This window comes from Microlunatus sp. GCM10028923 (assembly GCF_042666975.1).
Classification (GTDB): Bacteria; Actinomycetota; Actinomycetes; order Propionibacteriales; family Propionibacteriaceae; genus Microlunatus.
Genome location: NZ_JBHTFF010000022.1, coordinates 32,534 through 58,162, shown reverse-complemented (window position 1 = coordinate 58,162; position 25,629 = coordinate 32,534). Strand labels below are relative to the sequence as shown.

Annotated in this window: 25 protein-coding genes, 1 tRNA gene and 2 pseudogenes; 15 read left to right on the top strand and 13 right to left on the bottom strand. The window is 68.1% G+C overall.

All coding sequences use genetic code 11. The features are described from left to right. Positions 1–8 precede the first annotated feature (8 nt). From ACFQU4_RS35400 to ACFQU4_RS35380, 5 genes are all read left to right on the top strand, one after another. Complete coding sequence (locus ACFQU4_RS35400) at positions 9–446, top strand: NUDIX hydrolase (protein WP_377501397.1); 438 nt, start codon at positions 9–11, stop codon at positions 444–446. A gap of 20 nt (positions 447–466) precedes the next feature. Then, entirely contained in the window at positions 467–1,111 is a 645-nt protein-coding gene (locus tag ACFQU4_RS35395) for a hypothetical protein (RefSeq protein ID WP_377501395.1), read from the top strand. Positions 1,112–1,185: 74 nt separating this feature from the next. Beyond that, entirely contained in the window at positions 1,186–1,473 is a 288-nt protein-coding gene (locus ACFQU4_RS35390) for a DUF1905 domain-containing protein (RefSeq protein WP_377501393.1), read from the top strand. A 78-nt stretch (positions 1,474–1,551) separates the two neighbouring features. Continuing rightward, a complete protein-coding gene (locus ACFQU4_RS35385) occupies positions 1,552–2,016 on the top strand; it encodes a hypothetical protein (RefSeq protein ID WP_377501391.1) in 465 nt (154 codons plus the stop codon). 18 nt (positions 2,017–2,034) lie between these two features. Next, positions 2,035–2,595 (top strand): YbjQ family protein, encoded by a 561-nt coding sequence (locus ACFQU4_RS35380; RefSeq protein WP_377501389.1) that lies wholly within the window; start codon positions 2,035–2,037, stop codon positions 2,593–2,595. A gap of 25 nt (positions 2,596–2,620) precedes the next feature. Here the strand turns inward: ACFQU4_RS35380 and ACFQU4_RS35375 are convergent, their stop codons facing one another. Beyond that, a complete protein-coding gene (locus tag ACFQU4_RS35375) occupies positions 2,621–3,319 on the bottom strand; it encodes a DUF402 domain-containing protein (RefSeq protein ID WP_377501387.1) in 699 nt (232 codons plus the stop codon). A gap of 429 nt (positions 3,320–3,748) precedes the next feature. Here ACFQU4_RS35375 and ACFQU4_RS35370 point away from each other — a divergent pair, with 429 nt between their 5' ends. Both ACFQU4_RS35370 and ACFQU4_RS35365 read left to right on the top strand, forming a co-directional pair. After that, positions 3,749–3,958, top strand: coding sequence for a hypothetical protein (locus tag ACFQU4_RS35370; protein WP_377501385.1), 210 nt, complete (start codon positions 3,749–3,751; stop codon positions 3,956–3,958). 161 nt (positions 3,959–4,119) lie between these two features. Beyond that, positions 4,120–7,314, top strand: coding sequence for a heparinase II/III family protein (locus ACFQU4_RS35365; protein WP_377501383.1), 3,195 nt, complete (start codon positions 4,120–4,122; stop codon positions 7,312–7,314). Positions 7,315–7,471: 157 nt separating this feature from the next. Here ACFQU4_RS35365 and ACFQU4_RS35360 read toward each other — a convergent pair whose 3' ends face one another. The 3 genes from ACFQU4_RS35360 to ACFQU4_RS35350 all read right to left on the bottom strand — a co-directional run bounded on the left by ACFQU4_RS35360 (position 7,472) and on the right by ACFQU4_RS35350 (position 10,219). Beyond that, a complete protein-coding gene (locus ACFQU4_RS35360) occupies positions 7,472–7,819 on the bottom strand; it encodes a hypothetical protein (protein WP_377501381.1) in 348 nt (115 codons plus the stop codon). A gap of 32 nt (positions 7,820–7,851) precedes the next feature. Further along, positions 7,852–8,418 (bottom strand): hypothetical protein, encoded by a 567-nt coding sequence (locus ACFQU4_RS35355; protein WP_377501379.1) that lies wholly within the window; start codon positions 8,416–8,418, stop codon positions 7,852–7,854. Between the two features lie 187 nt (positions 8,419–8,605). Beyond that, positions 8,606–10,219: a helicase HerA-like domain-containing protein gene (locus tag ACFQU4_RS35350; protein WP_377501377.1), complete on the bottom strand. Its 1,614-nt coding sequence runs from the start codon at positions 10,217–10,219 to the stop codon at positions 8,606–8,608. Positions 10,220–10,327: 108 nt separating this feature from the next. On the opposite strand from ACFQU4_RS35350, the gene ACFQU4_RS35345 reads away from it, so the two are divergent. Both ACFQU4_RS35345 and ACFQU4_RS35340 read left to right on the top strand, forming a co-directional pair. After that, complete coding sequence (locus tag ACFQU4_RS35345; protein ID WP_152361098.1) at positions 10,328–10,621, top strand: type II toxin-antitoxin system VapB family antitoxin; 294 nt, start codon at positions 10,328–10,330, stop codon at positions 10,619–10,621. A gap of 94 nt (positions 10,622–10,715) precedes the next feature. Then, positions 10,716–11,231 (top strand): LytR C-terminal domain-containing protein, encoded by a 516-nt coding sequence (locus ACFQU4_RS35340; RefSeq protein ID WP_377501374.1) that lies wholly within the window; start codon positions 10,716–10,718, stop codon positions 11,229–11,231. Positions 11,232–11,235: 4 nt separating this feature from the next. Here ACFQU4_RS35340 and ACFQU4_RS35335 read toward each other — a convergent pair whose 3' ends face one another. From ACFQU4_RS35335 to ACFQU4_RS35320, 4 genes are all read right to left on the bottom strand, one after another. Then, complete coding sequence (locus tag ACFQU4_RS35335; RefSeq protein WP_377501372.1) at positions 11,236–12,753, bottom strand: potassium/proton antiporter; 1,518 nt, start codon at positions 12,751–12,753, stop codon at positions 11,236–11,238. A gap of 133 nt (positions 12,754–12,886) precedes the next feature. Continuing rightward, a tRNA-Ser gene (locus ACFQU4_RS35330) sits at positions 12,887–12,971 on the bottom strand. A gap of 47 nt (positions 12,972–13,018) precedes the next feature. Beyond that, complete coding sequence (locus ACFQU4_RS35325) at positions 13,019–13,462, bottom strand: nucleoside deaminase (RefSeq protein WP_377501553.1); 444 nt, start codon at positions 13,460–13,462, stop codon at positions 13,019–13,021. 52 nt (positions 13,463–13,514) lie between these two features. Then, a complete protein-coding gene (locus ACFQU4_RS35320) occupies positions 13,515–14,198 on the bottom strand; it encodes a tRNA adenosine deaminase-associated protein (RefSeq protein WP_377501370.1) in 684 nt (227 codons plus the stop codon). Positions 14,199–14,334: 136 nt separating this feature from the next. Between ACFQU4_RS35320 and upp the strand changes: the two genes are divergently transcribed. From upp to ACFQU4_RS35305, 3 genes and pseudogenes are all read left to right on the top strand, one after another. Continuing rightward, on the top strand, positions 14,335–14,976 hold the full coding sequence (gene upp / locus ACFQU4_RS35315; RefSeq protein WP_377501368.1) for a uracil phosphoribosyltransferase: 642 nt from the start codon (positions 14,335–14,337) through the stop codon (positions 14,974–14,976). Positions 14,977–15,257: 281 nt separating this feature from the next. Further along, positions 15,258–15,917, top strand: a pseudogene (locus ACFQU4_RS35310) (PQQ-binding-like beta-propeller repeat protein); the annotation flags it as partial. 124 nt (positions 15,918–16,041) lie between these two features. After that, the gene (locus ACFQU4_RS35305) at positions 16,042–16,377 is read left to right on the top strand and encodes a hypothetical protein (RefSeq protein WP_377501366.1); all 336 of its coding nucleotides are present in this window, start codon (positions 16,042–16,044) and stop codon (positions 16,375–16,377) included. Here ACFQU4_RS35305 and ACFQU4_RS35300 read toward each other — a convergent pair. The 4 genes and pseudogenes from ACFQU4_RS35300 to ACFQU4_RS35285 all read right to left on the bottom strand — a co-directional run. Continuing rightward, a pseudogene (locus tag ACFQU4_RS35300) lies at positions 16,371–16,502 on the bottom strand (1,4-dihydroxy-2-naphthoyl-CoA synthase); the annotation flags it as partial. The gene ACFQU4_RS35305 and the pseudogene ACFQU4_RS35300 overlap by 7 nt on opposite strands. A gap of 356 nt (positions 16,503–16,858) precedes the next feature. Next, on the bottom strand, positions 16,859–18,538 hold the full coding sequence (locus tag ACFQU4_RS35295; RefSeq protein WP_377501364.1) for an RNA-binding domain-containing protein: 1,680 nt from the start codon (positions 18,536–18,538) through the stop codon (positions 16,859–16,861). Between the two features lie 78 nt (positions 18,539–18,616). After that, positions 18,617–19,519, bottom strand: a complete 903-nt coding sequence (locus ACFQU4_RS35290) for a 1,4-dihydroxy-2-naphthoyl-CoA synthase (RefSeq protein ID WP_377501362.1) — start codon at positions 19,517–19,519, stop codon at positions 18,617–18,619. Further along, positions 19,516–20,046, bottom strand: coding sequence for a DedA family protein (locus ACFQU4_RS35285; protein ID WP_377501360.1), 531 nt, complete (start codon positions 20,044–20,046; stop codon positions 19,516–19,518). The genes ACFQU4_RS35290 and ACFQU4_RS35285 overlap by 4 nt, the downstream gene beginning before the upstream one ends. A 108-nt stretch (positions 20,047–20,154) precedes the next feature. On the opposite strand from ACFQU4_RS35285, the gene ACFQU4_RS35280 reads away from it, so the two are divergent. Beyond that, entirely contained in the window at positions 20,155–20,712 is a 558-nt protein-coding gene (locus tag ACFQU4_RS35280; RefSeq protein ID WP_377501358.1) for a DUF402 domain-containing protein, read from the top strand. Here the strand turns inward: ACFQU4_RS35280 and ACFQU4_RS35275 are convergent. After that, positions 20,696–23,206, bottom strand: a complete 2,511-nt coding sequence (locus ACFQU4_RS35275) for a DEAD/DEAH box helicase (protein ID WP_377501356.1) — start codon at positions 23,204–23,206, stop codon at positions 20,696–20,698. The two genes, ACFQU4_RS35280 and ACFQU4_RS35275, sit on opposite strands and share 17 nt — an antisense overlap. Positions 23,207–23,516: 310 nt before the next feature. Here ACFQU4_RS35275 and ACFQU4_RS35270 point away from each other — a divergent pair, with 310 nt between their 5' ends. Together ACFQU4_RS35270 and ACFQU4_RS35265 are read left to right on the top strand one after the other, a co-directional pair. Beyond that, the gene (locus tag ACFQU4_RS35270) at positions 23,517–24,677 is read left to right on the top strand and encodes an ABC transporter permease (RefSeq protein ID WP_377501354.1); all 1,161 of its coding nucleotides are present in this window, start codon (positions 23,517–23,519) and stop codon (positions 24,675–24,677) included. A gap of 9 nt (positions 24,678–24,686) precedes the next feature. Next, positions 24,687–25,625 (top strand): ABC transporter permease, encoded by a 939-nt coding sequence (locus ACFQU4_RS35265; protein ID WP_377501352.1) that lies wholly within the window; start codon positions 24,687–24,689, stop codon positions 25,623–25,625. Positions 25,626–25,629 lie beyond the last annotated feature (4 nt).

The window sequence follows — 25,629 nt, the reverse complement described above, 5'->3', positions numbered from 1 at the left end:
CTTGGGTCGTGTCCACCTCTGATCAACGCGTCCAACGCATCGGTGCGTACGCCGTCTGCCGAGCCGAGGACGGCTCGCTCCTGCTGTCCCGCTACCGGTCCGGGACCTGGAGCCTGCCGGGCGGCGGAGTTGATCATGGTGAGCACCCGGAACAGGGCGTCGTCCGGGAGGTCGAGGAGGAGACCGGCTATCTGGTCCGGGTCACGGAACTGCTCGGCATCCACACCAACCGCTGGACCACGAACACCGGGCACGACCTGCACAGCGTCAACATCCTGTATCGGGTCGAGATCGTCGGCGGCGAACTCCGGCACGAGGTCGACGGCAGTTCCGATCAGGCCGGCTGGCTGTCCGATCAGGAACTCGACCAGGTTCCCCGGACCAAGATCATCGACCTGGTCCGCAACGGTGCACCGGTCCCGCCGAGCGGCTCGATCGGCCTATGACACCCGCACTCTGGATCGTGATGTCCGGGACCCCCGGGGCCGGGAAGTCGACCCTCGGCGAAGCCCTCGCCGCCGGCTACCGGGCACAGGGTCGGCCGGTCGACCGATACGGCGAGGAAGAGCTGTTCACCCGGCCGGAGTTCGCCCGGGTCGCGGCGGGATTCCGTGGGCCAGGCTCGCCGAGCCGGGCCGACTTCGAGAAGGCGTACGCCTCCTGGTTGCGCGGCCTCCCCGACGAGGCGATCGCGATCATGGACTGGGCCCCGGCCGGGATGGCCGGCGATCTTCCCTGGGGACTGGCCGACCGCTCCGGTTACGTACGCCATCTCCGGAAGGTACGGGAGCTCGCCGCCGGGCGGGTGCTGCAGCTCCGCCTGCGGGTGTCCACGAGGCTGGCGACCGGCCGGGCTGCCGCCGAACGCGGCGAACCGTGGCTGGACCGCTACGACGGCCTGGCCCGCGCCGACGGATACGAACAGGGCTCCCGGCTCGATCGGATCGCGGCGGCGGCAGCGCACCACGAGAAGACCAGGGATCTTGAGAACGAGGCCGCCGCCGAAGCCGGCTGGCCGGTGGTCCCGCTCGACGCCTCGGGTTTCCCGGCGGAGGTCCACGCGGCGGCCACCGCGGTGATCGACACCCACCTGGGACGCCTGACAGGCTGACTGCGGTCCTCGGCCGATGACTTTGCCGGGCCGGGCGAGTCATCATGATCGAGAGTCCAGCCAAGGAGGAAACCATGTCCAACGCCAAGGGTCCGATCGACCTGACCTTCAGCGCCGTGCTCGGCAAGGTCCGGCCCGGTGACACCTGGACCTGCGTGCAGCTGCCGGACTCGGCGACGGTCTTCGGCACCCGCGGGCTGGTCAAGGTGGCCGGCACCGTCGACGGGCTGCCGTTCAAGGGAGCGTTCATGGCTCTCGGCGACGGCACCCACAAGCTGCCGGTCAATGCCGAGATTCGCAAGACGCTGGGCAAGGCCGACGGCGACGAGGTGACCGTCCACCTCACCGAACGCCTCAGCTGACCCGATCTCCCTGCCGACGGGGAGCGGCTCCCCCGCGCGGGTGATCATGGCGGCCGTACGGTGATCGAGGCTTGAGCCATGACCACTTCGCCGCTCCAGTCCCGTGACCTTGATCGGGACCACGCCAGCCCCGGCCGTTTCGCGATGATCACCGGTCGCGTCGGCGCGATCTTCGTCGCTGCGCTGGGAGTCGTGCACACCGGCGTCAACACGTACGGCTTCGCCCTGGCCGACTGGCAGCCGTGGGCCGAGTACCTGATCTTCGGCCTCGGCCTCTCGGTGATCGCCTTCGCCCTGGCATTCGGTGCCTGGAAGCTGTCGACGGCAAACCGGCCGCGCTGGCCGGTCGCCGTCCTGGTCGGGATCGGCGGCCTGCTGCTGATCCTGCAGACGGTCGGGATCGCGATCACCGACCCGGCACTGCTGATCCGTCCGCTCGGGCCCGGCCTGTGGTCGATCGTCGGCGGACCGGCCCTGGTGCTGGAGGTCGTGGCGCTCGGCGCGAGCTGGATCGGAGCAGTTCGGCGGCACCCGGCACGCTGACCTGATGGAATGGCCCTCGTGATCATCGTGACAACGGACGAGGTGGCCGGCTACGAGATCGTCGAGGTCCTCGGCGAGACGATGGGGGCCGTGGCCTACAACAGCTACGGCTGGGGCAGCTACTACGCCCTCGACGGCTCGTCCTCGGGAGCAGCGACGAAGGAGACCCTGGTCCTGCAATGTCGCGCGGCGGCCATGAACCGGCTCTGGATCGAGGCCGCTGAGCGAGGCGCCAACGCCGTCGTCGGCATGCGGTACGACCTCAGCCAGCTGGCCGAGCACCTGGTCGAGGCCTGTGCGTACGGCACGGCCGTGATCCTGCGGCCGCGAGCCGAGGGCGAGCCCGGCGCCACCCCGCAGTCGGCCCGCCAGGCCGTGCAGACCCAGGGCGCACCCGGCGCGCCGAGCCAGCCGCCGCCTGCCGCACCCCAGCCCCCGCCCTGGATGACGGCGAACCCGCCGGTTCCGCCGCAGACGGGGCATCAGGCCCCACCACCGATGCCCACGGCGCCGCCTTCACCCCGGCCGCCTGCCGGACCGCCCGGTGACTGGCCGTTGCCACCGTCCCATCAGCAGTGAACCGCGGCAGACCAAGATCAACTGATCATGATCCGGGGCCGGGCGGGATCGACTGCACCGGGTAGCTTCGCTGCCAGCGTTCGCCCTCCGGCGCATAGTCGACCGGCAGTACGGGAGCGTCCACCGGATCCGGCCGCAGATCCAACAGCGCCGGATCGAAGCCGCCGCGGCGGTGCGCATGATCATCGAGGACCTGCTCGGCCTCCGCGTCCAGGATCGCCCGGAGGGACGGCGCGAACAGTCCGTCGCTGAGCGCCCGGTCGAATTCCTCGGCGTCCTTCCAGGCCCAGCTTCCGTCCGCATAGACGAACAGGTCGAGCACCAGGTCCTTGCCCCACAACCCGGTGTCGGTCCCGGCCGGCGGGAGCTCGAAGTTGACGTACCAGCCGAGGAATTTCCCGTCCCGGTTGGGATCCCAGGCGAGATTGACCCGGGACCAGCGGCCCGGCTCGAAGACGTAGACCTTGTCCAGCCAGTCGTCGAACTCGACCGGCCGGGCGATCCCGGTCTTCAGCGCCTCGTGCTTGCGCTGATCCCGAGTCAGCCCCTCCGCCTCGGGGAGCCCACGGTTGGTCGCGAACACCATCCGGGTGGTCCGGGGCAGGCTGGTGATCAAGGACGCCGACCCGCTGGCGATCACCCGGTGCGGCACCGCACTCCACAGGCGGCCGCGCCACCGCTCCTCGACGACGATGTCCGAGCCGGGGGTGAAGACGGGCAGCATGGAGCCGATTCTGCCCGAACCGATCACCTTGTGTTGTGCCGCGTCCATGATCATCTCGCGGGCCGCGTTAAATGGGTTGCAGCCCCTGACGGCCGCACCGTACTGTCGTCCAGGCCTGTGACCGTACGATCTCGAGGAGGTGCCACCATGATCAAGTTCTGCCCGACGCGTGTCGTCGCTGCTGCAGCTACCGGTGGCGCCCCGGTCGTCGGCACCGTCATCGTCGGCTGACCCCACCTCTCGTCCCCGCTGCCTGAGGGGCCGATTTCCGCGCTCACGTGTCGCCGGACAACTCTGCCTGCCCTCGGCACCCCACAGCGCCTCCTGGCGCCACATGACACCACGATTCCAACTTTCGATGTCTTACCTCTTGAATTTGACGTCATCATGACGCCATACTTGTGTCACCACCTCAAAAGGAGAATCACCATGACGTTCCACCTCGCCGACCTCGACGGCCAACTCGGTCGCCAGTCGATGCTCGATCCGCGGATCAGTTCGTCGAACCAGACACTGAGCCACCTGGCCGCGAAGCAGTACGAGCTCAAGCGCGCGCTCGCCGAGCGGCGCCAGCAGCGTCGTGCCGCCAAGGTCCGCGCCCCGCGTGGCCGGCGGCAGCCCGTTGCCCGGCCGGCATGAGCACCCGCGCCACCCTTCCCCCTCCCCGACGTCCCCGGATCCACCGTGATCCGGGGACGTCGTTGTTTCGGGCCGACCAGCGGTCAATTACAGTCGCACCTATTGCCCTATTAGTGGCTGTCGCTTAACTTCAGGTTCTCCGGATCCCCGAAGGACGCGCAATGTCTGCTGAGTCCCACCCGCACCCGATCCCCCGCCGCCGCCTGCTCCAGGCCGGTGCCGGACTCTCCCTCGCCGTACCGCTGGCCAACTGGACGACCGGCCGCGCAGCCGCCGAACCGGTCGCGCCGACCAAGACCCAGTCCACCTACTACACGGCCGAGCGGGTGGCCAATGCCCGGCGCAACATCGAGCGCTATCCGTGGGCGCGACAGCAGCGTGACGCCACAGTGGCGGCTGCGGCCCCGTTCCTGGCCCACAGCGACGAGTTCTGGTGGAACTTCGTCACCCCGCAGAGCATCTCCCGCAGCCTGGGCGTACTGATCCGCTACCGGCAGCGCATCAAGGGCAGCCCGGGACCCGACGGCGCCGAGATCAACAAGTTCGGCAACTACCCCTGGAAGATCGACGCGGTCAACCATCCCTGGAAGCTGCAGAGCCCGGTCACCGGCGAGCGCTACCCGAGCAACGACTTCGCCTCCTTCTACGCCGCAGGTCTGAACGAGCACGGCATCTTCGATCCCGTGCTGGCCCGGGAACGCGGCTCCCAGTTCTTGATCAACGAGCTCTACCCGGAGCGCGGTGAGGGCTGGGGCGTCGACGACGGGATGGGCTGGACCGACCCGGACGGCGACACCTGGACCTTCGTCGCGTACTACAACCACTGGGCGGTCTGGAACACCGGCGGCGGGCAGGCGTTCCACGGCTACGTGTTGCGCGCCCTCAACGCGCTGCGGGACGCCTACCTCTTCACCGGACAGGCCGAGTACGCCCACAAGGGACTGGTCCTGCTGGACCGGATCGCCGACGTCTATCCGGAGATGGACGTGTCGGCGTACAAGTGGGAGGACGGCTTCGACAACGGCGATCCGAACGTGCACACGGTGCAGGGAAAGATCTTGCACGACATCTGGGAGACCGGGATCGCGCGGGCCTTCCTGCTCGCCTACGACGGCTTCTACCCGGCGATCGAGACCGACACCGCCCTGCTCGACTTCGTCGGCGACCAGGCCGAGCGTTACAAGATCACGACGCCGAAGTCGACCCCGGCCGAGTTCCGCAAGCACGTCGAAGATCACATCGTCCGGCTCGTCTACCCGGCGGTGCAGAACTCCCGGATCCGCGGCAACACGGGCATGCACCAGAGCGTGCTGGCTCTCGCGGCGGTGGTGCAGGACGAGGAGAACACCAGCAAGGAGTGGCTCGACTTCGTCTTCAAGCCCGGCGACCTGGTCCGGATCGAGGATCCGTCGGCCCCGTACGGGCGCAGGTACGAGGTCACCGGCGGCAACATGGCCCGCGTCCTGATCAACGACGTGGACCGGGACGGCTGGGGCAACGAGGCGGCGCCCGGCTACAACGCCGGCTGGCTGGCGAACTTCCTGCAGCTCGCCGACGCCGTCGACGGCTACCAGCGGTACCCGGACTACGACCTGTTCGGGCAGCTCAAGTTCCTCAAGATGTTCACCGCGACGTATCCGATCACCATGCTGTCCCGCTACACGCCGACGATCGGCGACAGCGGCAACACCGGCGGGCCGGCGATCGTCGGCGCGCTGGCCACGGACCTGCTCGGATTCACCAAGACCAAGGATCCCGGACTGGCCCAGTTGATCTTCCACCGCAACGGGAACTCGACGGCCAACCTGCGCGGCAACCTCTACGACCCCGAACCGGAGGGTGTGGTCGCCGAGATCCAGGCGATCGTCGACGAGCGTGGCCGGTTCAATCCGGGCACCGTGCATCAGACCGGGTACGGGTTCTCGGCACTCCGCGAAGGCAGCGGGGCCGACGCCCGGGGCGCCTGGATCTACTACGGACGCAGCGGAGGGCACGGCCACCGGGACACGCTCAACCTCGGCGTGCACGCGTCCGGGATGGACCTGGCGCCGGACCTCGGCTATCCGGAGGTGACCGGCTCCGATCCCGAGCGGCTGAACTGGACGATGGCCACGGTGAGTCACAACACGGTGGTGGTCGACGAGTCCTCGCAGAAGCCGCATTGGGTCGCCCTGCCCCGGTTGATCGGTGACTCGGACCGGGTCCAGATGGTCGAGATCGATGCGCCGAGGGCGTACCCCCAGGCCGAGCTGTATCGCCGGACCACGACCATGATCACGATCGATGATCAACGTTCCTACCTGGTCGACTTCTTCCGCGTCGACGGCGGCGATGATCATGTGTTCAGCTTCCACGGCGCCAAGGGCACGGCGACCACGACCGGTCTCGAACTCGTCGACCAGAACGGCGGTTCCTATGCCGGCCCGAACATCCCGTTCCAGGATCCGGCGTACAACAAGAACGGCAAGCTCGGCGGCTTCAACTATCTCAACGCGGTGCAGCGCGACAGCGCGCCGGCCGGCTCGTTCCGGGTCGACTGGAAGATCGCGGACAACTGGAACGTCCATGATCAGGATCCCGACGCCCGCCTGCGGCTGACTCTGCTGTCACCGGTGGACGACGTCGCCCTCGCCGACGGAATCCCGCCGCGCAACAAGCCGGGCAACCCCGATCGGCTGCGCTACCTGCTGGCTCACCGCAAGGGGACCGGACTGCAGAGCAACTTCGTGTCGGTGATCGAGAGCTACCCGGGCGACAGCGTGATCACCGGCAGCGCCCTGGTCCCGGTGCACACCGAGGACGGCCAGGACGTCGATCAGTTCCGGGTCGCCGCGGTCAAGATCGACTTCGCCGACGGCCGGACCGACTACGTGATCAGCTCGACCGTCGATGATCAGGTGTACGTGATCGATGGCCGGTTGCGGTTCCGCGGCCGCTTCGGCGTCTGCACCCTGCAGGACGGCGAGGAACAGCAGCACTTCCTGCACGACTGCCGGCTGCTCGGGGAGCAGGGCCAGCGTTCCTACTCCCGGCTCGAGGGTACGGTCGCCGACTTCACCCGGGAGCTGACCGACCGGAACGAACTCACCATCGATCTGGCCGACGGCCGGCACGGCCCCCGCTTCGACCCGGCGACCCTGACCGGGCTCTACGTGCACGTCGACACCGACGGCGAGCGCAACGCCAGCTACCGGATCGTCGGTGCCCGGAAGGAGAGCGTCAACCGGTTCGTCCTCGACCTCGGCGACCAGACCCCGATCCGCGGCCTCCGCGACCCGGACGACGCCAACGCGGGCTACACCTACGACCTCACCCCCGGCGCCACCTTCACCCTCCCCCTCACCGAAACCTCCTGACCCCCCATTCCGCCGACCGGGCACAAAAGCAGGCGATCTGACGGAGTGTCGCTGCTGAGGTGCCCGGTCGGCGCAACGGGCGGCGGGCGATTCCGGCGACCACGCGACGCCGGAGTAGCTGCTCGGAGGAGATTCCGGTGACGAGGAGCGTGGTCCGTCAGGAACTCAGGTAGCCGATCACCATGGCGCCGAACGCGACCAGACAGGCGAGCACGCCGGCGACCAGGCCGATCAGCCCCCACCGGCGGCCGAACCGGGCGGCGACCGCGATGGTGGCGAGCACCACGGCGATCAGACCGACTCCGATCGCTGCGAACGCGGAAAGCATCCCGGCCCGAGTGAAGAGGGGTCCGGTCAGGGATGTTCCGGCTGAGGTCGGGAGTAGGTACATGGCGACGGCTGCCAAGATCAATCCGATCCCGGCGACGACGAAGCTGATCACGCCCAGTGCCCCCGACCGCCGGGGTGGCGCGTCGGGCTGAGGCTGGACCTGTGGATCGTTCATCGTGAACAGGTTGTCCGAGTCGACGTGTTTGTTCAAGCCGGAGAACGATCCAAGATCACCACAGCGATCACCGCGCCCGCCCGATCGGCGCCGAACCGCCACGAGGTGAGGCGATCCACGTGCCTGCCGTCGTACGGCACGGGCACCGACACCAGTTGATCAAGGTCGTACAGCGTGATCAGGTCGATCTGCAGCGGCACCCCGCCTCGGTCGACCGGTGGCCCGACCCGGAAGTCCCGTAGCATCCGGCCGCAGCTCGACTCGTCGTGCCGGACCGCGCGCAGTCGTCCATCCTGGATCGTCGTCGGCTCGATGTGGAGCTCGACGCCGAGTCTGTCGTAACCCGCCGTGAACGGCAGCCATCGCACGGGATCGTGGCGATCGGTGCCGGTACGGATGATCTCCGCCGCGAGCTCGTCGGCGGTCCAGCCGGGATGGTCGGTCAGGGACAGGCCGCGGATGCCGATCTTGCTCGGCACCGGGTCCGAGGTGAGGACGATCTCCGCACACCGCCGATCCAGCTCCGGCCCGATCGCCGCGTGCCGGTCGGGCGGCGACGCATCGTCCACCTGCGGCACCCGGATCCGTACCACCGTCATCCGATCACCACCCACTCCGACACGACCCACTCCGGCACGACCCACTCCGGCACCACCCACTCCGACACGACCCACCCCGGCCCCTCGCCGACTGGGCACAACAGCAGCGACACACCGCCGAAACGCCTGCTTTTGTGCCCAGTCGGCGGGAGGAGCGACGGAGGGGCGGGGACGGAGGGGTGGGGGGTCAGCGGCGGCGGCGGGCGGTGCCGAAGAGGCCTCGGATGATCTCGCGGCCGGCGGTGTTCACCAACTGCTTGAACATGCTGTTCGACGTCACCTGCTCGATCAGGCTCTTCTCCTTGCGGCCGCGGCGCTCGGGTTCCGGGCCCGGGGCCGGGGCGTCGGGAGCCGGGGCGGGGGCCTGCTCCTGGGCTGCGGCGGCGGCGCCGGCGTCCAGCTTCTTGGCCAGCAGTTCCCGGGCGGATTCGCGGTCCACCGCTTCGCCGTACTTCGCCTTCAACGGCGAGCCGTCGACGGTCTGGGTGAGCCGCTCGGCGGGCATCGGGCCCATCAGCGACTGCGGGGCCCGCATCCGGGTCCAGGCGACCGGGGTCGGTGCACCGTCGGGATCCATCACCGTGACGATCGCCTCGCCGATGCCGAGGTGCTGCAGCGCCTCGGCCAGGTCGTAGTGCGACTTGGGGAACGTCGACACGGTCTGCTTCAGCGCCTTGGCGTCGTTCGGCGTGTGCGCGCGCAGCTGGTGCTGCACCCGGGAGCCGAGCTGGGCCAGCACCTCGTCCGGTACGTCGCCCGGGGTCTGGGTGACGAAGAAGACACCGACGCCCTTCGACCGGATCAGCCGCACGGTCTGCGCGATCGAGTCGAGGAACGCCTTCGACGCCCCGTTGAACAGCAGGTGTGCCTCGTCGAAGAAGAAGACCAGCTTCGGCTTGTCCACGTCGCCGACCTCGGGCAGGTCGTGGAAGAGGTCCGCCAGCAGCCACATCAGGAAGGTGGAGAAGACGGCCGGCCGGTCCTGCAGGTTCGGCAGTTCGAGCAGCGAGATCATGCCCCGGCCGTCCTCGGCGATCCGGAGCAGGTCGGCCGAGTCGAACTCCGGCTCGCCGAAGAAGGCCTCGGCGCCCTGGTCCGAGAAGGTGATCAAGGACCGCAGGATCACGCCCGCGGTCGCCGCGGACAGCCCGCCGATCGCCTTCAGTTCCGCCTTGCCCTCGTCGCTGGTCAGATGCTGCAGTACGGCGCGCAGGTCGGACAGGTCGAGCAGCGGCAGGCCGGCCTGGTCGGCGTAGTGGAAGACCAGGCCGAGCGAGGACTCCTGGACGTCGTTGAGGCCGAGCACCTTGGACAGCAGCACCGGACCGAACGAACTCATCGTGGCCCGGATCGGCACCCCGGTGCCCTGCCCGCCGAGCGCGTAGAACTCGGTCGGGCAGGCGATCGCCTTCCAGTCCTGACCGATCGCCGTCGTCCGTGCCAGCAGCTTCTCGCCGCCCTCACCCTCGGCCCCGATGCCGGACAGGTCGCCCTTGATGTCGGCGGCGAAGACGGGCACGCCGGCCGCGCTGAGCTGTTCGGCCAGCAGCTGCAGGGTCTTGGTCTTGCCGGTACCGGTCGCGCCGGCCACCAGGCCGTGCCGGTTCATCATCCCGAGCGGAAGCCGGACCACCGCAGCGGGCAGCGCCTGGCCCTCCTCCACGACAACGCCAAGATCAATCGCCGCGCCTTCGAAGGCGTACCCCTCGGCGATCTTGACGACCTCCGCGGGCAGTTCGGTCTGGGCGGTTTCGGTGGGGGGCTCGGTGCCGGAATCAGTCGGCTCGGCTTGCTCGGTCATGGGCATCAGATTTCCATATCCGGCTGGCGAGACGATAGACCCGCTGCATGCGAAACCGTTACGCGGCCGTGTTCGGTGCCCTGCCACCTTTGTGAATAGAGTGTCACAGTGATTTTCAAGCGTGTCGGTGACGTACGTCCCTACCCGGACCACGGGTACGCCCAGAAGCAGTGGGCAGCGATCGCTCCGCACCAGGTTCGCTTGGATCAGCTTGTCACGACGAAACGGACCCTGGATCTGGAAGCGCTGCTCGAAGAGGACTCGACCTTCTACGGCGATCTCTTCGCCCACGTCGTGGCCTGGCGCGGTGAGCTGTATCTCGAAGACGGCCTGCACCGGGCGCTGCGGGCGGCCCTCCAGCAGCGGCAGACCATGCATGCTCGGGTGCTCGATCTGAAGTAAGGTCAGCGGCGGGCACTGCGACTGCGGGAGGCCGCGGGCGGGCGTGCCCAGGGGAAGGGAGTTGGTTCGGTTGATCGGCCGGGTGTGGCGCATCGTGCGTACGCCACTGACCCTGCTCGTCCTGCTCGGAATTCTGGGTTACGGGGCCTGGTGGGGATACACGAACGTGCTCAAGCCGATCCCGCCGCTGCCACCGACCCCGTGCGTCTCGGTTCCGGTCAAGAAGGGCGCGCTGTCGGCGAGCCAGGTGACCGTCAACATCTACAACGGCGGCAGCAAGCGCGGGCTGGCCCGCGACCTCGGCATCCGGCTGCGGGACCGCGGGTTCCGGGTCCAGGAGGAAGCCAGCACCGCCGAGAAGGTGGGCGCGCCGGTGATCGTCGGCCAGGGCGCCAAGAACCCCGAGGTGCTGCTGGTCAAGCAGTTCTTCCCGGGCTCGACGGTCAAGGTGGAGCCGGGCCGCGCTGATCATCGGGTCGACGTCCTGGTCGGCAACGACTGGAACTGGGACAAGAACTTCGCCGACAAGGCCAAGACCACTCTCGCGGTGAAGGCCAAGACCGTCTGCCTGCCGTCGATCCCCAAGTCGAGCGCCGCGCCCGAAGGTTGATCGGCTAGTTCTCGGTCTCCTCGAGACGTTCCCGCCAACGGGCCAGCCGGCCGCTGCGGCCCAGGCTGCGGAGCCGGTCCTCGGTGTGCTGGCGCAGCGTCGTCGGCGTCACGATCAACAACTCGTCGCCCTCCCGGATCCGGGTCCGGCCGGTCGGCGGGAACGGGGTGTCGTCGCGGATCACCAGCGACACCACGGTCTGGGTGCCCAGCCGGAGCTCGCTGATTTCCACCCCGATCAGCCGGGAGCCCTTCGGGATCCGTACCTGCAGCAGGTCGGCGGAGATCCGGTCCAGCGGCGCGGCCTCCACCTCGACGTCGCGCGCCGATTCATGATCGACGAGCCGGAGCAGCCGGGCGACCAACGGCAGTGTCGGTGCCTGCAGCAGGGTGAAGACGATCACGAAGACCAGCACCACGTCGAACAGGAAGGTGCCGCCGGCGACGTCCTCGGACAGCGGGATGGTCGCGAACACGATCGGTACGGCACCACGCAGCCCCGCCCAGGACAGGAAGGCCTGCTGGCGTAAGGGGAAGCGGAACCAGGGCGCGGACATCAGCACTGCGACCGGCCGGGCCACGAAGGTGAGGAAGGCGCCGGCCGCCAGCGCGATCAGGACGGCCTGCAGGGTGACCCGGTTCGGGCTGGCCAGCAGCCCGAGCATGATGAACAGGCCGATGTGCGCGATCCAGCCGATCCCCTCGACGAACGACCGGGTGGCGCCGCGGTGCGGCAGTTGCGCGTTGCCGAGCAGCAGGGCGCAGAGGTAGACCGCGGCGAAGCCGCTGGTGTGCAGGGTCGCTCCCATGGCGTACGCGAACACGGTCCAGACCAGCGCCGCCAGCGGATAGAGCCCGGACGACGGCAGCGCCACCCGGCGCAGGATCTGGACGCCGATCCAGCCCAGCGCGATCCCGATCACGCCGCCGGCCACCAGTTCGAAGATGATCATGCCGATCAGCCCGGCGAACCCGCCGGCACCGTGCGGCTGATCACCGGTGGCGGCGGCACTGGCCAGCACGACCAGCAGCACGGTCGGTGCGTCGTTGAGCCCCGATTCGGCCTCCAGCACGCCGCGGAGCCGGTGCGGGACCGGCACCCGGCGCAGGACCGAGAAGACCGCGGCCGCGTCGGTCGGCGAGGTCACCGCGCCGAGCAGCACCGCGATCCAGAGGTCGAGGCCGAGCACGAAGTGCCCGAACAGGGTCATCAGGGCGACGCTGACGAAGATCCCGCCGGTGGCCAGCACCCCGGCCACCCCGACCGAACTCCGGATGTCGTGCCAGCGCGTCGTCAGCCCGCCCTCGGCCAAGATCAACACCAGCGCCCCGAAGCCGAGCGCGCGGGCCAGATCCGGGTCGGAGAACTGCAGCCCGAGCCCGGAATCGCCCATCAGCATGCCGAGGCCCAGGAACAGCAACAGCGACGGCAGCCCGATCCGGGCCCCGAGCCGGGCCGCGATGATCGCGGCGATCAACACGACGGCGCTGACCAGCAGAATGCCGTCGAGATTGATCTCCATCGGGTCATTTTCGCTGGTCGATCAGCAGATCCCGGCCGTTGGGGTCGTGTTCGGGCGCGCCGGTAGGGGAACCGTTACGGAGGCCCGAGACAGGGAACGCCCGCGTCCACGGATGGACGCGGGCTTCCCAGAGCGGTGGCGGCGGGATTTGAACCCGCGGAGGCTTTCACCTCACGCGCTTTCGAGGCGCGCTCTTTAGGCCGCTCAGACACGCCACCGCCGAAGAGCGTACCCAATTCACTCGGGTGTACGCGAATCGAAACCCCTACCGCCGGTCGCCGAAGAAGTCCTTGAGTACGGCTCCGCACTCGTCGGCCAGGATGCCGCCCATCACCTCGACCCGGTGGTTCAGCCGCCGGTCCCGGACGACGTCCCAGAGCGAGGCGACCGCACCGGCCTTCGGGTCGTACGCGCCGAAGACCAACTGCCCGATCCGGGCCAGCACCAGGGCGCCGGCACACATGGTGCACGGCTCCAGGGTGACCACGAGGGTGCAGCCGTCCAGGCGCCAGGCGTCCGGACGGTGACCGAGGGCCTCGGCGGCCCGGCGGAGCACGAGGATCTCGGCGTGCGCCGTCGGGTCACCGGTCTGTTCCCGCTCGTTGCCGGCCACCGCGATCGGCTCGCCGGCCGGATCGAGCAGCACCGCACCCACGGGTACGTCACCGTGCCCGGCCGCCGCGACGGCCTGGTCGAGGGCGACCCGCATCGCCGGGTCCCAGCGGCTGGGCACCGTGATCAAACCTTCGTGCTCATGAAGGTCAGTGGAAGGTGGACTGGACGACCCGGCGGAACTCCGAACCGATCTTGAGCTTCTCGACGATCTGGTACACCAGATCTTCGCTGGTCTCGTCGAGGTCGCTGCTGATCGCTTCCAGCTCGAACGAGCCGATGCCGAGGTCGGCCAGCAGATCAAGATCACCCAGCGGGTCGTCGTTGTCCGGCACCGGGATGCCGTGGAAGTCGGCGACGTCGCGCGCGATCGGCCATTCGTCGCCCGCACCGCCGTCGGACAACAGCACCTGGACCAGCTTGCCGCGGACCCTGGTGATCACGAACACCGACTGGGTCAACGAGACGAACCCGAGGGTGCCACCGTCGCCGGGGTATCGCCGGAGCTCGTCGATCAACTCCTCCAGGTCGTTGGCCAGGTCCTTGCGCAGCCCTTGCGCGACCGCCTGGCCGTCCTCCCGGTACGCGGCGACGACGAAGTCGATCTCGTCGTCGGTCGCGTCCTCAAGATCATCGTCGTCGTAGTCGTCATCGTCGTCGAAGTCGTCGTCGTCATCGTCGTCGCTGTCGTCATCTTCGTCGAGGTCAAGATCATCGGAATCAGACAAGTCCTCATCCGTACTCCGAGCATCGGTCCCCGTACCGGTCCGGCCCCGCGCACGCGAGGTCCCCAGATCGAACGACTCGTACTCGTCGTCGTCAAAGTCACTCATCAGCCTTCCCTTCATTCGCCACCCAATGGTGGCAGAACAAGGCAACAGACACATCCTCGCCGGCCCAACTGATACCCGCTCTTGACCTCATCCTGCCCCTACGGAAGGCACCGCGATTTGTGGCACGCTCTACGACATGGAACTTCGGGTAGTCGACCATCCCCTGGTGGCGCACAAGTTGACCGCGCTGCGCGACGAGCGCACCGACTCGCCGACCTTCCGGCACCTGACCGAGGAACTGGTCACCCTGCTGGCCTACGAGGCGACCCGGGAGGTGCGGGTCACGCCGCACACGGTACGGACCCCGATCGCGGAGTGCGTCGGCGTGAAGCTCGCCCAGCCACGGCCGATGGTGGTGCCGATCCTGCGCGCCGGGCTCGGGATGCTGGAGGGAATGACCCGCCTGATCCCGACCGCTGAGGTGGGTTTCGTCGGCATGGTCAGGGACGAGACGACCCTGGAGGCCTCCACGTACGCGGAGCGGCTGCCGGAGGACCTGTCCGGCCGCCAGTGCTACGTCCTCGATCCGATGCTGGCCACCGGCGGCACCCTGGCCGCGGCGGTGAAGTACCTGGTCGACCGCGGCGCCGATCACATCACCTGCATCTGCCTGCTGGCGGCACCGGAGGGGATCGCCCGGGTCGAGGCCTTGCTCAACGATCTGCACGTGCCCTGCCACCTGGTCACCGCCGCCGTCGACGAACGGCTCAACGAGGTCGGCTACATCGTGCCGGGACTGGGCGACGCCGGTGACCGGCTCTACGGCGTGGTCGACTGAGCCGTCGATGATCATCGCAGGCTGATCAGCCCGGTCCGGGTCGTTGCGATAACACTGTTATTCTCTCGCCCATCAGTACAGACTTCCGCCCTCGCGCCCTCCGTCGCCTGGCGCTGGCCCTGGCGATCGGCCTGACTTTCACCGGCTGCGCCCTGCTGAACTCCGACCCCGAGTACGCCGGTCCACCGAGTCCGGACCTCAAGGTCGACAAGATCTGGGACAGCGGGTCCAGCGGGATCGAGCACGCCAGCTACACCCAGGTGCTCGACCAGACGGTGATCATGTCGGAGATCCCGACCGACAGTGACAAGCGCCCGGGCCGTACGGACCAAGCGCTGATCACCGTGGACGCCGGGACCGGCGAGCGCCGCTGGCGGGTCGACCGGAACACCCCGCCGGCACCGGTTCTCACCCGTACCGGCCTGACCAAGGCCAGGCCCGACTTCGAGTACTGGTACGACCCCGAGTCCAGCGGCAGCGCTCCGAAGGCGGCCCTCGACCCGGCCGGCGGACTCGTCGCCCTGACCTACTCGCAGGGGTCGGGCGACGCCCCGGACTCGGGTTTCACCGACGGCTGGGCCGTCGTCGGGTTGAACCTCGCCGACGGCAAGCCGCGATGGGCCTATCCCGCGATCCCCCAGCTTCCCGCCGACGATCCCCGGGCCCGGCCCGACACCAAGGCCAAGGTGATCGCGGTGACCGGCGCGGCCGTCATGATCAATCTCGACGCCACCGGCAGCACCGGGAAGCCGGACACGACGATCGCCCTCGATCCGCGGACCGGTGCCGAGCTGTGGCGAGTCGAGGACATGCTCTCCTATGCCGCAACCGGGGATTCGATCATCGCGAGGTCCGGCGCCGGCACCGCCACGGTCCTCGACGTCCGGACCGGGAAGCCTCGCTGGGCCTCGGCTTCGCCGGCCTACCTGCGCGCCGTCTGCGACACCCACGCCGTCTTCCTGGCGGACGGCGGGGACCACCAGGCCGTTGATCTTCAGACGCTGGCGATCACGGAGTTCCAGGCCACCGGCCGGCTCGTCTGCGACGACGGGCTGCTGGCCTGGCTTGACCGAACGCGATCTCCGCAGCCGCATGATCAACAACGAGCAGACCGAGCGCGGCGCGACCGAACTCGATCCCGGTTCGGCCCTCCACATCAACGTCCAGCTCAGGGCCGCGGTCGGCGGCTACCTCTGGGGCACCGAGTGGTACGAGCTCAGCCCCTCCGAGCACCCCGACGAGTGGGTCACCTTCGCCCTGGACCGCACCGGCGCGAAGCGGGCGACGCTGCCCGGCCGGGATCTGCTGGCCGTCTCCGGCGACTACCTGATCGTCTCCACCGGCAGCAAGGGCGCCGACGGCCATCCGTTCGAGGCCTACCGGATCACACCCGGTCAGTAGTAGTACGGAAAGGCCGACCAGTCCGGCGGCCGCTTCTCCAGGAAGGCGTTGCGGCCCTCGACGGCCTCGTCGGTCATGTACGCGAGCCGGGTGGTCTCGCCCGCGAAGACCTGCTGGCCGCCCAGCCGTTGACCAGCGCGAACACCACCTTCGGCATGAACCTGATCAACCGCTGCACCTCCATAACGGGCAGATCCCTCCATACGACTCAGGAGGCTTCCAGAACGAAGAACGGGAAGCACAGGAAAGCTGACTTGTCACCGAGATCAGTGACGTCGCCCGCAAGGTCGAGCATCGCCGGCTTCTCGTAGTAGGCGCTGAAGAGACCGGACTCGTTCTGCCGGTCATGCGCCTCGGCGAAACCGAAAGCGCTCTAGCCTGTTCGGCGATCGCAGAGTGGCCAGCGCCCGCCGTGTTGTTGATCATGTGATGTCGTCGCCCGTCGGCCCTGGCATCGGTTTAGGACCACCAGTCCGCAATGTCAGTTTCGACCCGGACGTACGTAATGGGCACCGCGTCGCTCACCACGGAGTTCAAGCTCGCCGGCGTCGACAAGTCGCCGCAAAGTCGTCCTCGCCTGCAGTGGGCTCAACCGGCAGAGTTCGGCTGCCTTTCTGCGCGTGATGGAGCCCCATTGATCAACATAGGCGAGCACCATGTGGTCCTGCTGAATCGGCTCGGTGTCCTGCAACCTTACGTACGCCGAGGACTCCGCCTTCCGGTAGAAGGCCGCGGTCAGGTGGAACCGTCGACCGCGGCCGCTGCCTCGCGGCTCCACCAGTCCCAGCTCGGTGAGTCTCGCAAGGTCTCCTCGGACCGTCACGTCCGCTACATCGAGGGACGAGGCCAACTCGGAGATGCTCCCGTCCCCCATCGCTTTGATCTCATGCAGGATCCGAAGGTGAGGGAGCGTGAGCCGCTTGTCCTCACTCTCCTCATACTCGATCACGAATCGAACCATTTCGAGATCGGCATCGCTCGTAGGGATGTCGACGATCACGGACTTGTCGCTCGTCGCGGAGTAATCCGGACCATCGCGGCCAAGTCGCAACAACTGCCGGTACATCTCGGATACACCGCGGCCATAGCGGTCAACGAGACCAGCACGCTTGAAGGCATCAGCAAGGATGACACTGCGCGGCCTTGACTCGGTCAGCAAGCTCCGCAACGTGATCCCCGGCGGAAGTCCGCCGGGGCTGGACACCTGGAGTTGATCTTCACTCAGTCTCACGGCGATGGGCCCAAGTTCGGAATAGTCGCGGTGGATCAGCGCATTGGCAACGACCTCGCGGACGATCCCGTCCGGCAGACGCGGCACGCCCACGCGGTGCAGCCCAAGAACGAACTCCTGCTCGGTGTTGCGAACCTCGATGAGCTCGCGAATCCTCTCGGCCACCCGAAATAGGGGGAGCCGGAGCTGCTGATTCGTGGTGATCTCACCCTCGGTCGACTCCTGGAACAAGACTTCTGCCGTTGGCACATGTGTGAACAGCGCGGACTCCCGCCCGAACAGCAGAACGGCGCCGAGCGTGAGCTCTCCGGTGTCCGGCCGGACCACCCGAAGTGCACGCAGGACATCCTCGTTGTCGGCCTCGGCCAGGCCGCGGTCACCCCGGCCATCACCGCACAGCCGGCGGAACGAGTCGAACTCGCGTGGATCGAGATCAGTCATCCGAGCACCCCGTGCCGGCGTCTCCGCATAGTCGCGACCCTGGGCACTGAGGCCCGCTGAGATGATCTCGTGCGCACGATAGGGCACGCACTCGGGCGACCCGTCGAACTTCGTGGCGCGGCGCAAGAAGACGCCCGCCTTGCTGCCCACTGGACTCGGAGCGGCCGCAATCTCGATCGCTGCAACTTCAAGACCCTCGTCGATCTGGACGAGTTCGATCTCCGTTGCAACCGCAGGTTCGGTGTTGTTGAGGATCAAGGCACGAAGGCGATCGGGGTCAGTCCGATCGCCGTGACGCGGGGGGAGGCCAGTGATGTCCCCGTTGTCCTCGACGCCCAGGAGAAGGTGCCCGCCTTCGCCGTTGGCCATGCACACGACTGCGTTCACGATGTCGCTGTCGTTGAGACCCCTGGCACGTTTGAACTCCGTCGTGAATGTCTCGCCCGCTCGCACGAGCCGTCGAAGATCCGCTGGAGTCACGAAGTCCATAGTTATACATAGTTATGAACTTTGCAAGCGCCGCCTGCAAGGCGTTCATAACTATGCAATAGTTATGACTCAGTCGACTCAGTAGTAGTACGGGAAGGCCGACCAGTCCGGCGGCCGCTTCTCCAGGAAGGCGTTGCGGCCCTCGACGGCCTCATCGGTCATGTACGCGAGCCGGGTGGTCTCGCCCGCGAAGACCTGCTGGCCGACCAGGCCGTCGTCGATCGCGTTGAACGCGAACTTGAGCATCCGCTGCGCGGTCGGGCTCTTGGCACAGATCTTCTTACCCCACTCGACGCCGACCTCTTCGAGTTGATCATGGGGTACGACGCGGTTGACCATGCCCATCCGATGCGCATCCTCGGCGTCGTAGACCTCGCCGAGGAAGAAGATCTCCCGGGCGAGCTTCTGGCCGACCTGGCGGGCCAGGTAGGCCGAGCCGAAGCCGGCGTCGAAGGAGCCGACATCGGCGTCGGTCTGCTTGAACCGGGCGTGCTCGGCGCTGGCCAGGGTCAGGTCGCAGACCACGTGCAGGCTGTGCCCGCCGCCGGCCGCCCAGCCGTTGACCAGCGCGATCACCACCTTCGGCATGAACCTGATCAGCCGTTGCACCTCGAGGATGTGCAGCCGGCCGAGCGCACCGGCATCGGGCGCCGGCTGGTCGGCCGGTGGCTCGGCGCCGTCCTCGTACTCGTAGCCGGCGCGGCCGCGGATCCGCTGATCACCCCCGCTGCAGAAGGCCCAGCCGCCGTCCTTGGGCGACGGGCCGTTCCCGGTGAGCAGGACGCAGCCGACGTCGGAGCTGGTCCGCGCATGATCAAGAGCGCGGTACAGCTCGTCCACGGTGTGCGGACGGAACGCGTTGCGCACCTCCGGCCGGTCGAACGCCACCCGGACGACCGGGGCGTCGACGGCGCGGTGATAGGTGATGTCGGTGAAGGCGAAGCCATCGATCGGCTGCCAGCGGGCTGGGTCGAACGTCACGCCCCCACGTTATCCCCCGACGCGCGATCGGCATCCTCCGGCGACGTCTGATCATCGCCGCGCCGCCGCGACCGGGTCGCCTGCCGGACGATGAAGCCGATCAAGATCAACACCAGCAGCACCAGCAAGGCGATGGCGAGGCCGGGCCAGCGTTCGTACAGCCGCTGCCACACCTCGAACGAGACGAAGCCGAACGTCGCGTACAGGAACGCCCAGAGCACGCCGCCGATCAGCATCGCCGGCAGATAGCGGCGGTACGGCATCCGGAGGGCACCGGCCGCGAGATTGATCAAGGTCTGCAGCCCCACCGTGAGGAACGACACCGTGATCACCGGAGCGCCCCAGCGGACCACCAGGTCCCGCGCCCGCCGGTAGCCGGAGGTCTCCATCAGCCGGTGCAGCCGGGTCCGGTCGGCCCCGGCATTCGCGGCCCGGCCGATCCAGTAGGTGGCGTTGGCGCGGAGCAGGATCACCAGGAACAGGACCGACAGAGCCACCGGATAGGGCCAGTCGCGCCAGAAGTCCATCGGCGCTCAGCTCCCGTCCCCGGTCATCACCGAACCACTATAGGTGAGGGCTGCCTAACCCCCTTGGCGTGCACCCGACTGGAACGATGGATCCTCGGAAGGGGCGAGATGAACACTGAACCGGGGATCGGCGAACCCGTGACCCTTCGGCAGCGCAAGTGGGACGGCGCGGCCCATCGCCAGGCGCGGATGCTCTTTCTCGGCTCCGATCAACATGGCGGCTGGCTCGCGAATGCGGACGGCTCTCCCTTTCCCTTTGACGCCGCGGAAGCAGGGACGGAGCTCCGGCGGCGGGCGGCCCACGCCATGTTGATTCCTCGGACGGGTGGCTTTCTGGCCCATTTCAACGCACCACCGCACCGCACGGCGTTGTATGCCGACGTCACGACCGTGCCGGAGTTCTCCGACGACGGGTCCGGCTGGGCCATCCGCGCCGTGGATCTGGACCTCGATGTCGTCGCCGCCGCCGACGGCCGGTGCTGGATCGAGGACGAGGACGAGTTCGCCGCGCACACCGTTCGCTACCGCTACCCGGAGACGGTCGTCGCGGGTGCCCGGGCGACAGCTGACGAATTGCTGGCTGCGGTTCGAGCGGGTTCCGAACCGTTCGGCACCGCGTGGCGGCACTGGGTCGATCGAGCCGCGACGGTCAACTCTCGTCCGTGAAGCCGCTGAGTTCGCCGACCCGGGTCACCCGCACGACGGCCTCGCCGGCCTCGTCGCTGGCAGCCAGGTCGACCTCGGCCTCGATCACCCAGTCCCGGTCCCCCGCCGGGTCGTCCAGCGTCTGCCGGACCCGGAAGACGTCCTCGGACCGGTCGAGGGCGAGCAGCTGGGGGCCGCGCGCGTCCGGGCCGGTGCCGATCTCGCCGTGCCGTTCGAAGTACGGCTTCAGGGCGTTCCACCAGTCGTCGGCGGTCCAGCCGGCGTCGCCGTCCAGCGCGCCCAGATCGTCCCAGCGGCGCCGGGCGGCCAGCTCGACCCGGCGGAACATCGCGTTCCGGACCATGATCGCGAAGGCGCGCTGGTTCTGGGTGACCGGCGCCGGCCGCTCGTCGATCCGGTGCTCCTTCGGCTGCGCGCCGGGATGCCGCAGTTCCTCCCACTCGTCGACCAGGCTGGAGTCGACCTGGCGGATCATCTCGCCGAGCCAGGTGATCAGGTCGGCCAGGTCGGGCGTCCGCATCGACTCCGGCACCGTCTGCCGCAGCGCCTTGTACGCGTCGGACAGGTAGCGCAGCACGATCCCCTCGGACCGGGCCAGCTGATAGTTGCTGACGTACTCGGAGAAGGTCATCGCCTGCTCGGACAGTTCGCGGACCACCGACTTCGGTGACAGCCGGTGATCAAGGACCCAGGGGTGGGTCTGGGCGTAGACCGTGTACGCATGCCCCAGTTGCTCGGCCAGCGGCTGGGGATGGGTGACGTCCTCGAGCAGCTCCATCCGCTCCTCGTACTCGATCCCCTCGGCCTTCATCGCCTCGACCGCCGCCCCGCGAGCCCGGTTCCGCTGCGCGGTCAGCACCGGCCGCGGATCCTCCAGAATCGATTCGATCACCGAGACGATGTCCATCGTGTAGTCGTCGGACTCCGGATCGAGCAGGTCGAGGGCGGCCAGCGCGAAGGGCGACAGCGGCTGGTTCAGCGCGAAGTCCTCCTGCAGGTCGATGGTCAGCCGGGCCCCGGTGCCGGACGGGTTCGGCTCCACGATGCCGGTGGCCAGCAGGCCGCGGTAGATCTCGATCGTGCGGTGGACGTGCCGTCGCCGCCGGGCGGCCGGTTCGTCGTTGCCGGTGAGCAGGTGCCGCATCCCGGCGAAGCAGTCGCCGCCGCGGGCGATCACGTTGATCACCATCGCGTGGCTGACCCCGAAGCTCGACTCCAGCGGTTCCGGCTCGGCCGCGACCAGCCGGTCGTAGGTCGGCTGGCCGTACCCGACGGTGCCTTCCGGCGGCCTTTTCCGGACCACCTTGCGCCGCTTCTTCGGGTCGTCGCCGGCCTTGGCCAGCGCCTTCTCGTTGGCGACCACGTGATCAGGGGCCTGGATCACGACGTTGCCGGCCGTGTCGTAGCCGGCCCGACCGGCCCGGCCGGCGATCTGGTGGAACTCGCGGGCGGTGAGCAGCCGCGGCTTCACGCCGTCGTACTTGCTCAGCGAGGTCAGCAGCACGGTCCGGATCGGGACGTTGATCCCGACGCCCAGCGTGTCCGTACCGCAGATGATCTTGAGCAGCCCGGCCTGGGCCAGCCGCTCGACCAGCCGCCGGTAGCGCGGCAGCATCCCGGAGTGGTGCACCCCGATCCCCATCCGGACCAGCCGGGACAGGGTCTTGCCGAAGCCGGCCGAGAACCGGAAGTCGCCGATCAGTTCGGCGATCTTGTCCTTCTCCTCCCGGGTCGCGACCTTGAGGCTGGCCATCGCCTGGGCCTGCTCGATCGCGGCCGCCCGGCTGAAGTGCACCACGTAGATGGGAGCGTCCCGGGACTCCAGCCGCTCCTCGATCGTCTCGTGCAGGGTCGTCGTCACGTACGAGTAGTAAAGGGGAATCGGTCGTTCCACCGAGCTGACCACCGCGGTCTGCCGCCCGGTCCGCCGGCTCAGGTCGGCCTCGAACCGGGTCATGTCGCCGAGCGTCGCCGACATCAGCAGGAACTGCGCCGAGGGCAGCTCGATCAGGGGCACCTGCCAGGCCCAGCCGCGATCGGGTTCGGCGTAGTAGTGGAACTCGTCCATGATCACGGTGTCGATGCCGCCGCGATCCCCCTGGCGCAGCGCGATGTTGGCCAGCACCTCGGCGGTGCAGCAGATGATCGGCGCTCCGGCGTTGACGCTCGCGTCGCCGGTGAGCATGCCGACCCGCTCCGGACCGAAGAACTCGGTGGCCGCGAAGAACTTCTCCGACACCAGGGCCTTGATCGGCGCCGTGTAGTAGGTGGTGCCGCCGGCGGCCAGGGTGGCGAACTGGGCGCCGGTGGCGACCAGACTCTTCCCGGAGCCGGTCGGCGTCGCCATGATCACGTTCGAGCCGGAGACGATCTCGATCAGGGCCTCGGTCTGCGCCGGGTAGGGCTGCCAGCCCCGCTCGACCGACCAGTCGACGAATGCCTCGAAAATCGCGTCGGGATCGGGAGCGGCCGGGATCCGGTTGGAGAGCAACATCGCGTGTGACCTTACTCGTCCGAAACCCCTGCGCAGCCGACCCAGAATACTCGCGCCCCACTCGCGGATCTACGGCGTGAGTGATTGTGCTCGGTTTTTGATTTAACTGAACACATTCTGGCGCGGTTCCAGTAGAGTCTTGCCGCAATCGGGGTATGGCCTGACAAAGCTGGTCATCGGCCGCCGCAGGGAGGCGACGGTTCCCCCGGTTCGGCGCCTCACGGCGACGGGATTTGATCGGTATGAGGGCAACGGCGCACCTGAAACCTGTACGCGTTGTTCCTCAACGAGGTCAGGAAGGTCAGGCGGCATGACGGATTCGAGCAAGATTTCTCCCGGCGCCGTGGCAACGGCGTCCGATGCTCCCTTCGACGCTGCCGCGGAGGTCGAGGACGCCGAGGAGGCTGCGGCGGCCGCGGTCAGTTCCGCGGAGTGGCGCCGGCGGCACCTGGTCGGCACCATTCGCTACGTCGCGTTCCGGTTGCTGCGCGCGCTGCTGACGATCTTCGTGGTCGCCACCGCGACGTTCTTCCTGGTCAGGCTGTTGCCGGGCAGTCCGCTCGACGTCTACATCAACGAGCAGATCACCCAGTACGGCCGCAGCTACGAGGAAGCGGCCGCCGCGGCCTCGGTGCTGTTCTCGTTCGACCCGACCGCGTCCCCGGTCGAGCAGTACTTCAGCTATCTGGGCAACCTGGTCCGGGGCGATCTGGGCAGTTCGATCACCGCTCCGGGAACCCCGGTCGGGTCCATGATCGGGCAGTACCTGCCGTGGACCCTGTTCAGCGTCGGCATCGCGCTGGTGATCAGCTTCGTCTCCGGCGTCGCGCTCGGCATGGTGATGGCGTACCGGCGCGGCGGCTGGTTCGATCACCTGGCGACCGCGTTCGGCTCGGTCACCCAGTCGATCCCGTCCTTCCTGCTGGCGATCATGCTGATCGTCGTCTTCGGCGTGAAACTCGGCTGGTTGCCGTTGGCCGACATGCGCGGTGCGTACACGCCCGGGGTGGAGATCGGGTTCAACCTCACCTTCATCATGGACGCCCTGTTCCACGCCGCGCTGCCGATCTGGTGTTACATCCTCACCTCGGTCGGCGGCTGGATGCTGGTGATGAAATCGTCGACCGTCCAGGTCCTCGGCGACGACTACGTCCAGGTGGCCAGGGCGCGTGGGCTGCGGACGACCCGGATCCAGTACCAGTACGTCGGGCGCAACGCCATGCTGCCGATGTTCACGGCATTCATGCTCTCGATCGGGTTCCTGGTCGGCGGCTCGATCCTGGTCGAGACGATCACCCGCTATCCGGGCATCGGCCAACTGCTCTACGACTCGATCAGCAGCCGCGACTACACCACGATCCAGGGCGTGCTGCTGCTCACCACGATCTCGGTGGTGATCGCCAACCTCGCGGCCGACTTCCTCTACAGCACCATCGATCCCCGGGTCCGGGTACGCGGACAGGAGGGCTGAGCCATGGGCATGATCATCGCATCCGGTACGAACCCGAGGGGCGACGAACCGACCGGTCCGGAACCGGCCGCCCCCGCCGCCGGCGGCCGCCGGGACCGGCCCAACGCGCTGCAGATCTTCTGGCGCGGCATCCGCCGGTCGCGGTCCGGCTTCATCGGCTTCTGCGTCTTCGTGGCGATCCTGCTGATCTGCCTGATCGGCCCGTTCTTCACACCGGAGCAGAGCACCGACGTGGCCAACCGGCTGGCCGGCCCGAGCTGGCAGCACTGGATGGGCACCGACAACATGGGCAAGGACGTCCTGGTGGACGTCATCGACGGCGGCCGGGCGGTGATCTTGGTCGGCTTCCTGGCCGCGTTGATCTCGACCGTCATCGCCGTCTTCTTCGGCTCCCTCGCCGCGTACGTCGGCGGCCGGCTGGACGCGGTGATCGTCACCGCCACCGACATCGCGCTGACGATCCCGTCGATCATCCTGCTGGCGGTGATCGCGGCCTTCTACTCGATCGGCTCGGACTGGGGGCTGGCCGTCCTGATCGGCGTGCTCGGCTGGCCGGGCCTGCTCCGTACGGTGCGCGCCCAGGCGTTCTCGATCAAGGAACGCGAGTACGTCGAGGCGGCGCGACTGCTCGATCTGAGCATCAGCCGGATCGTGCTCCGGGAGATCGTGCCGAACATGGCGAGCTACATCATGATGAACTTCGTCCTCGGCGCGATCAACGCGATCTACTCCCTGGTCGGCCTCTACCTGCTCGGTCTGGCACCGCTGACCGGCACCAACTGGGGGATCACCATCCACTGGGCCCAGAAGGCCGGTGCGCACTTCCGCGACGAATCGGTCTGGTGGGCGATGGGGCCGGTGGTGGCCATCTCGCTGCTCCAGCTGTCTCTGGTCACGATGTCCAGGTCGTTCGAAGAGATCCTCAACCCGCGGCTGCGGCACAACTGAGAAC

Bases quoted from the DNA above. Each gene is read 5' to 3' on its own strand.
- ACFQU4_RS35395 (WP_377501395.1), top strand. From the start codon at position 467: ATGTCCGGGACCCCCGGGGCCGGGAAGTCGACCCTCGGCGAAGCCCTC.
- ACFQU4_RS35390 (WP_377501393.1), top strand. From the start codon at position 1,186: ATGTCCAACGCCAAGGGTCCGATCGACCTGACCTTCAGCGCCGTGCTC.
- ACFQU4_RS35385 (WP_377501391.1), top strand. From the start codon at position 1,552: ATGACCACTTCGCCGCTCCAGTCCCGTGACCTTGATCGGGACCACGCC.
- ACFQU4_RS35375 (WP_377501387.1), bottom strand. From the start codon at position 3,319: ATGCTGCCCGTCTTCACCCCCGGCTCGGACATCGTCGTCGAGGAGCGG.
- ACFQU4_RS35370 (WP_377501385.1), top strand. From the start codon at position 3,749: ATGACGTTCCACCTCGCCGACCTCGACGGCCAACTCGGTCGCCAGTCG.
- ACFQU4_RS35365 (WP_377501383.1), top strand. From the start codon at position 4,120: ATGTCTGCTGAGTCCCACCCGCACCCGATCCCCCGCCGCCGCCTGCTC.
- ACFQU4_RS35360 (WP_377501381.1), bottom strand. From the start codon at position 7,819: ATGAACGATCCACAGGTCCAGCCTCAGCCCGACGCGCCACCCCGGCGG.
- ACFQU4_RS35355 (WP_377501379.1), bottom strand. From the start codon at position 8,418: ATGACGGTGGTACGGATCCGGGTGCCGCAGGTGGACGATGCGTCGCCG.
- ACFQU4_RS35350 (WP_377501377.1), bottom strand. From the start codon at position 10,219: ATGACCGAGCAAGCCGAGCCGACTGATTCCGGCACCGAGCCCCCCACC.
- ACFQU4_RS35335 (WP_377501372.1), bottom strand. From the start codon at position 12,753: ATGGAGATCAATCTCGACGGCATTCTGCTGGTCAGCGCCGTCGTGTTG.
- ACFQU4_RS35325 (WP_377501553.1), bottom strand. From the start codon at position 13,462: ATGCGGGTCGCCCTCGACCAGGCCGTCGCGGCGGCCGGGCACGGTGAC.
- ACFQU4_RS35320 (WP_377501370.1), bottom strand. From the start codon at position 14,198: ATGAGTGACTTTGACGACGACGAGTACGAGTCGTTCGATCTGGGGACC.
- upp (WP_377501368.1), top strand. From the start codon at position 14,335: ATGGAACTTCGGGTAGTCGACCATCCCCTGGTGGCGCACAAGTTGACC.
- ACFQU4_RS35295 (WP_377501364.1), bottom strand. From the start codon at position 18,538: ATGGACTTCGTGACTCCAGCGGATCTTCGACGGCTCGTGCGAGCGGGC.
- ACFQU4_RS35285 (WP_377501360.1), bottom strand. From the start codon at position 20,046: ATGGACTTCTGGCGCGACTGGCCCTATCCGGTGGCTCTGTCGGTCCTG.
- ACFQU4_RS35280 (WP_377501358.1), top strand. From the start codon at position 20,155: ATGAACACTGAACCGGGGATCGGCGAACCCGTGACCCTTCGGCAGCGC.
- ACFQU4_RS35275 (WP_377501356.1), bottom strand. From the start codon at position 23,206: ATGTTGCTCTCCAACCGGATCCCGGCCGCTCCCGATCCCGACGCGATT.
- ACFQU4_RS35270 (WP_377501354.1), top strand. From the start codon at position 23,517: ATGACGGATTCGAGCAAGATTTCTCCCGGCGCCGTGGCAACGGCGTCC.
- ACFQU4_RS35265 (WP_377501352.1), top strand. From the start codon at position 24,687: ATGATCATCGCATCCGGTACGAACCCGAGGGGCGACGAACCGACCGGT.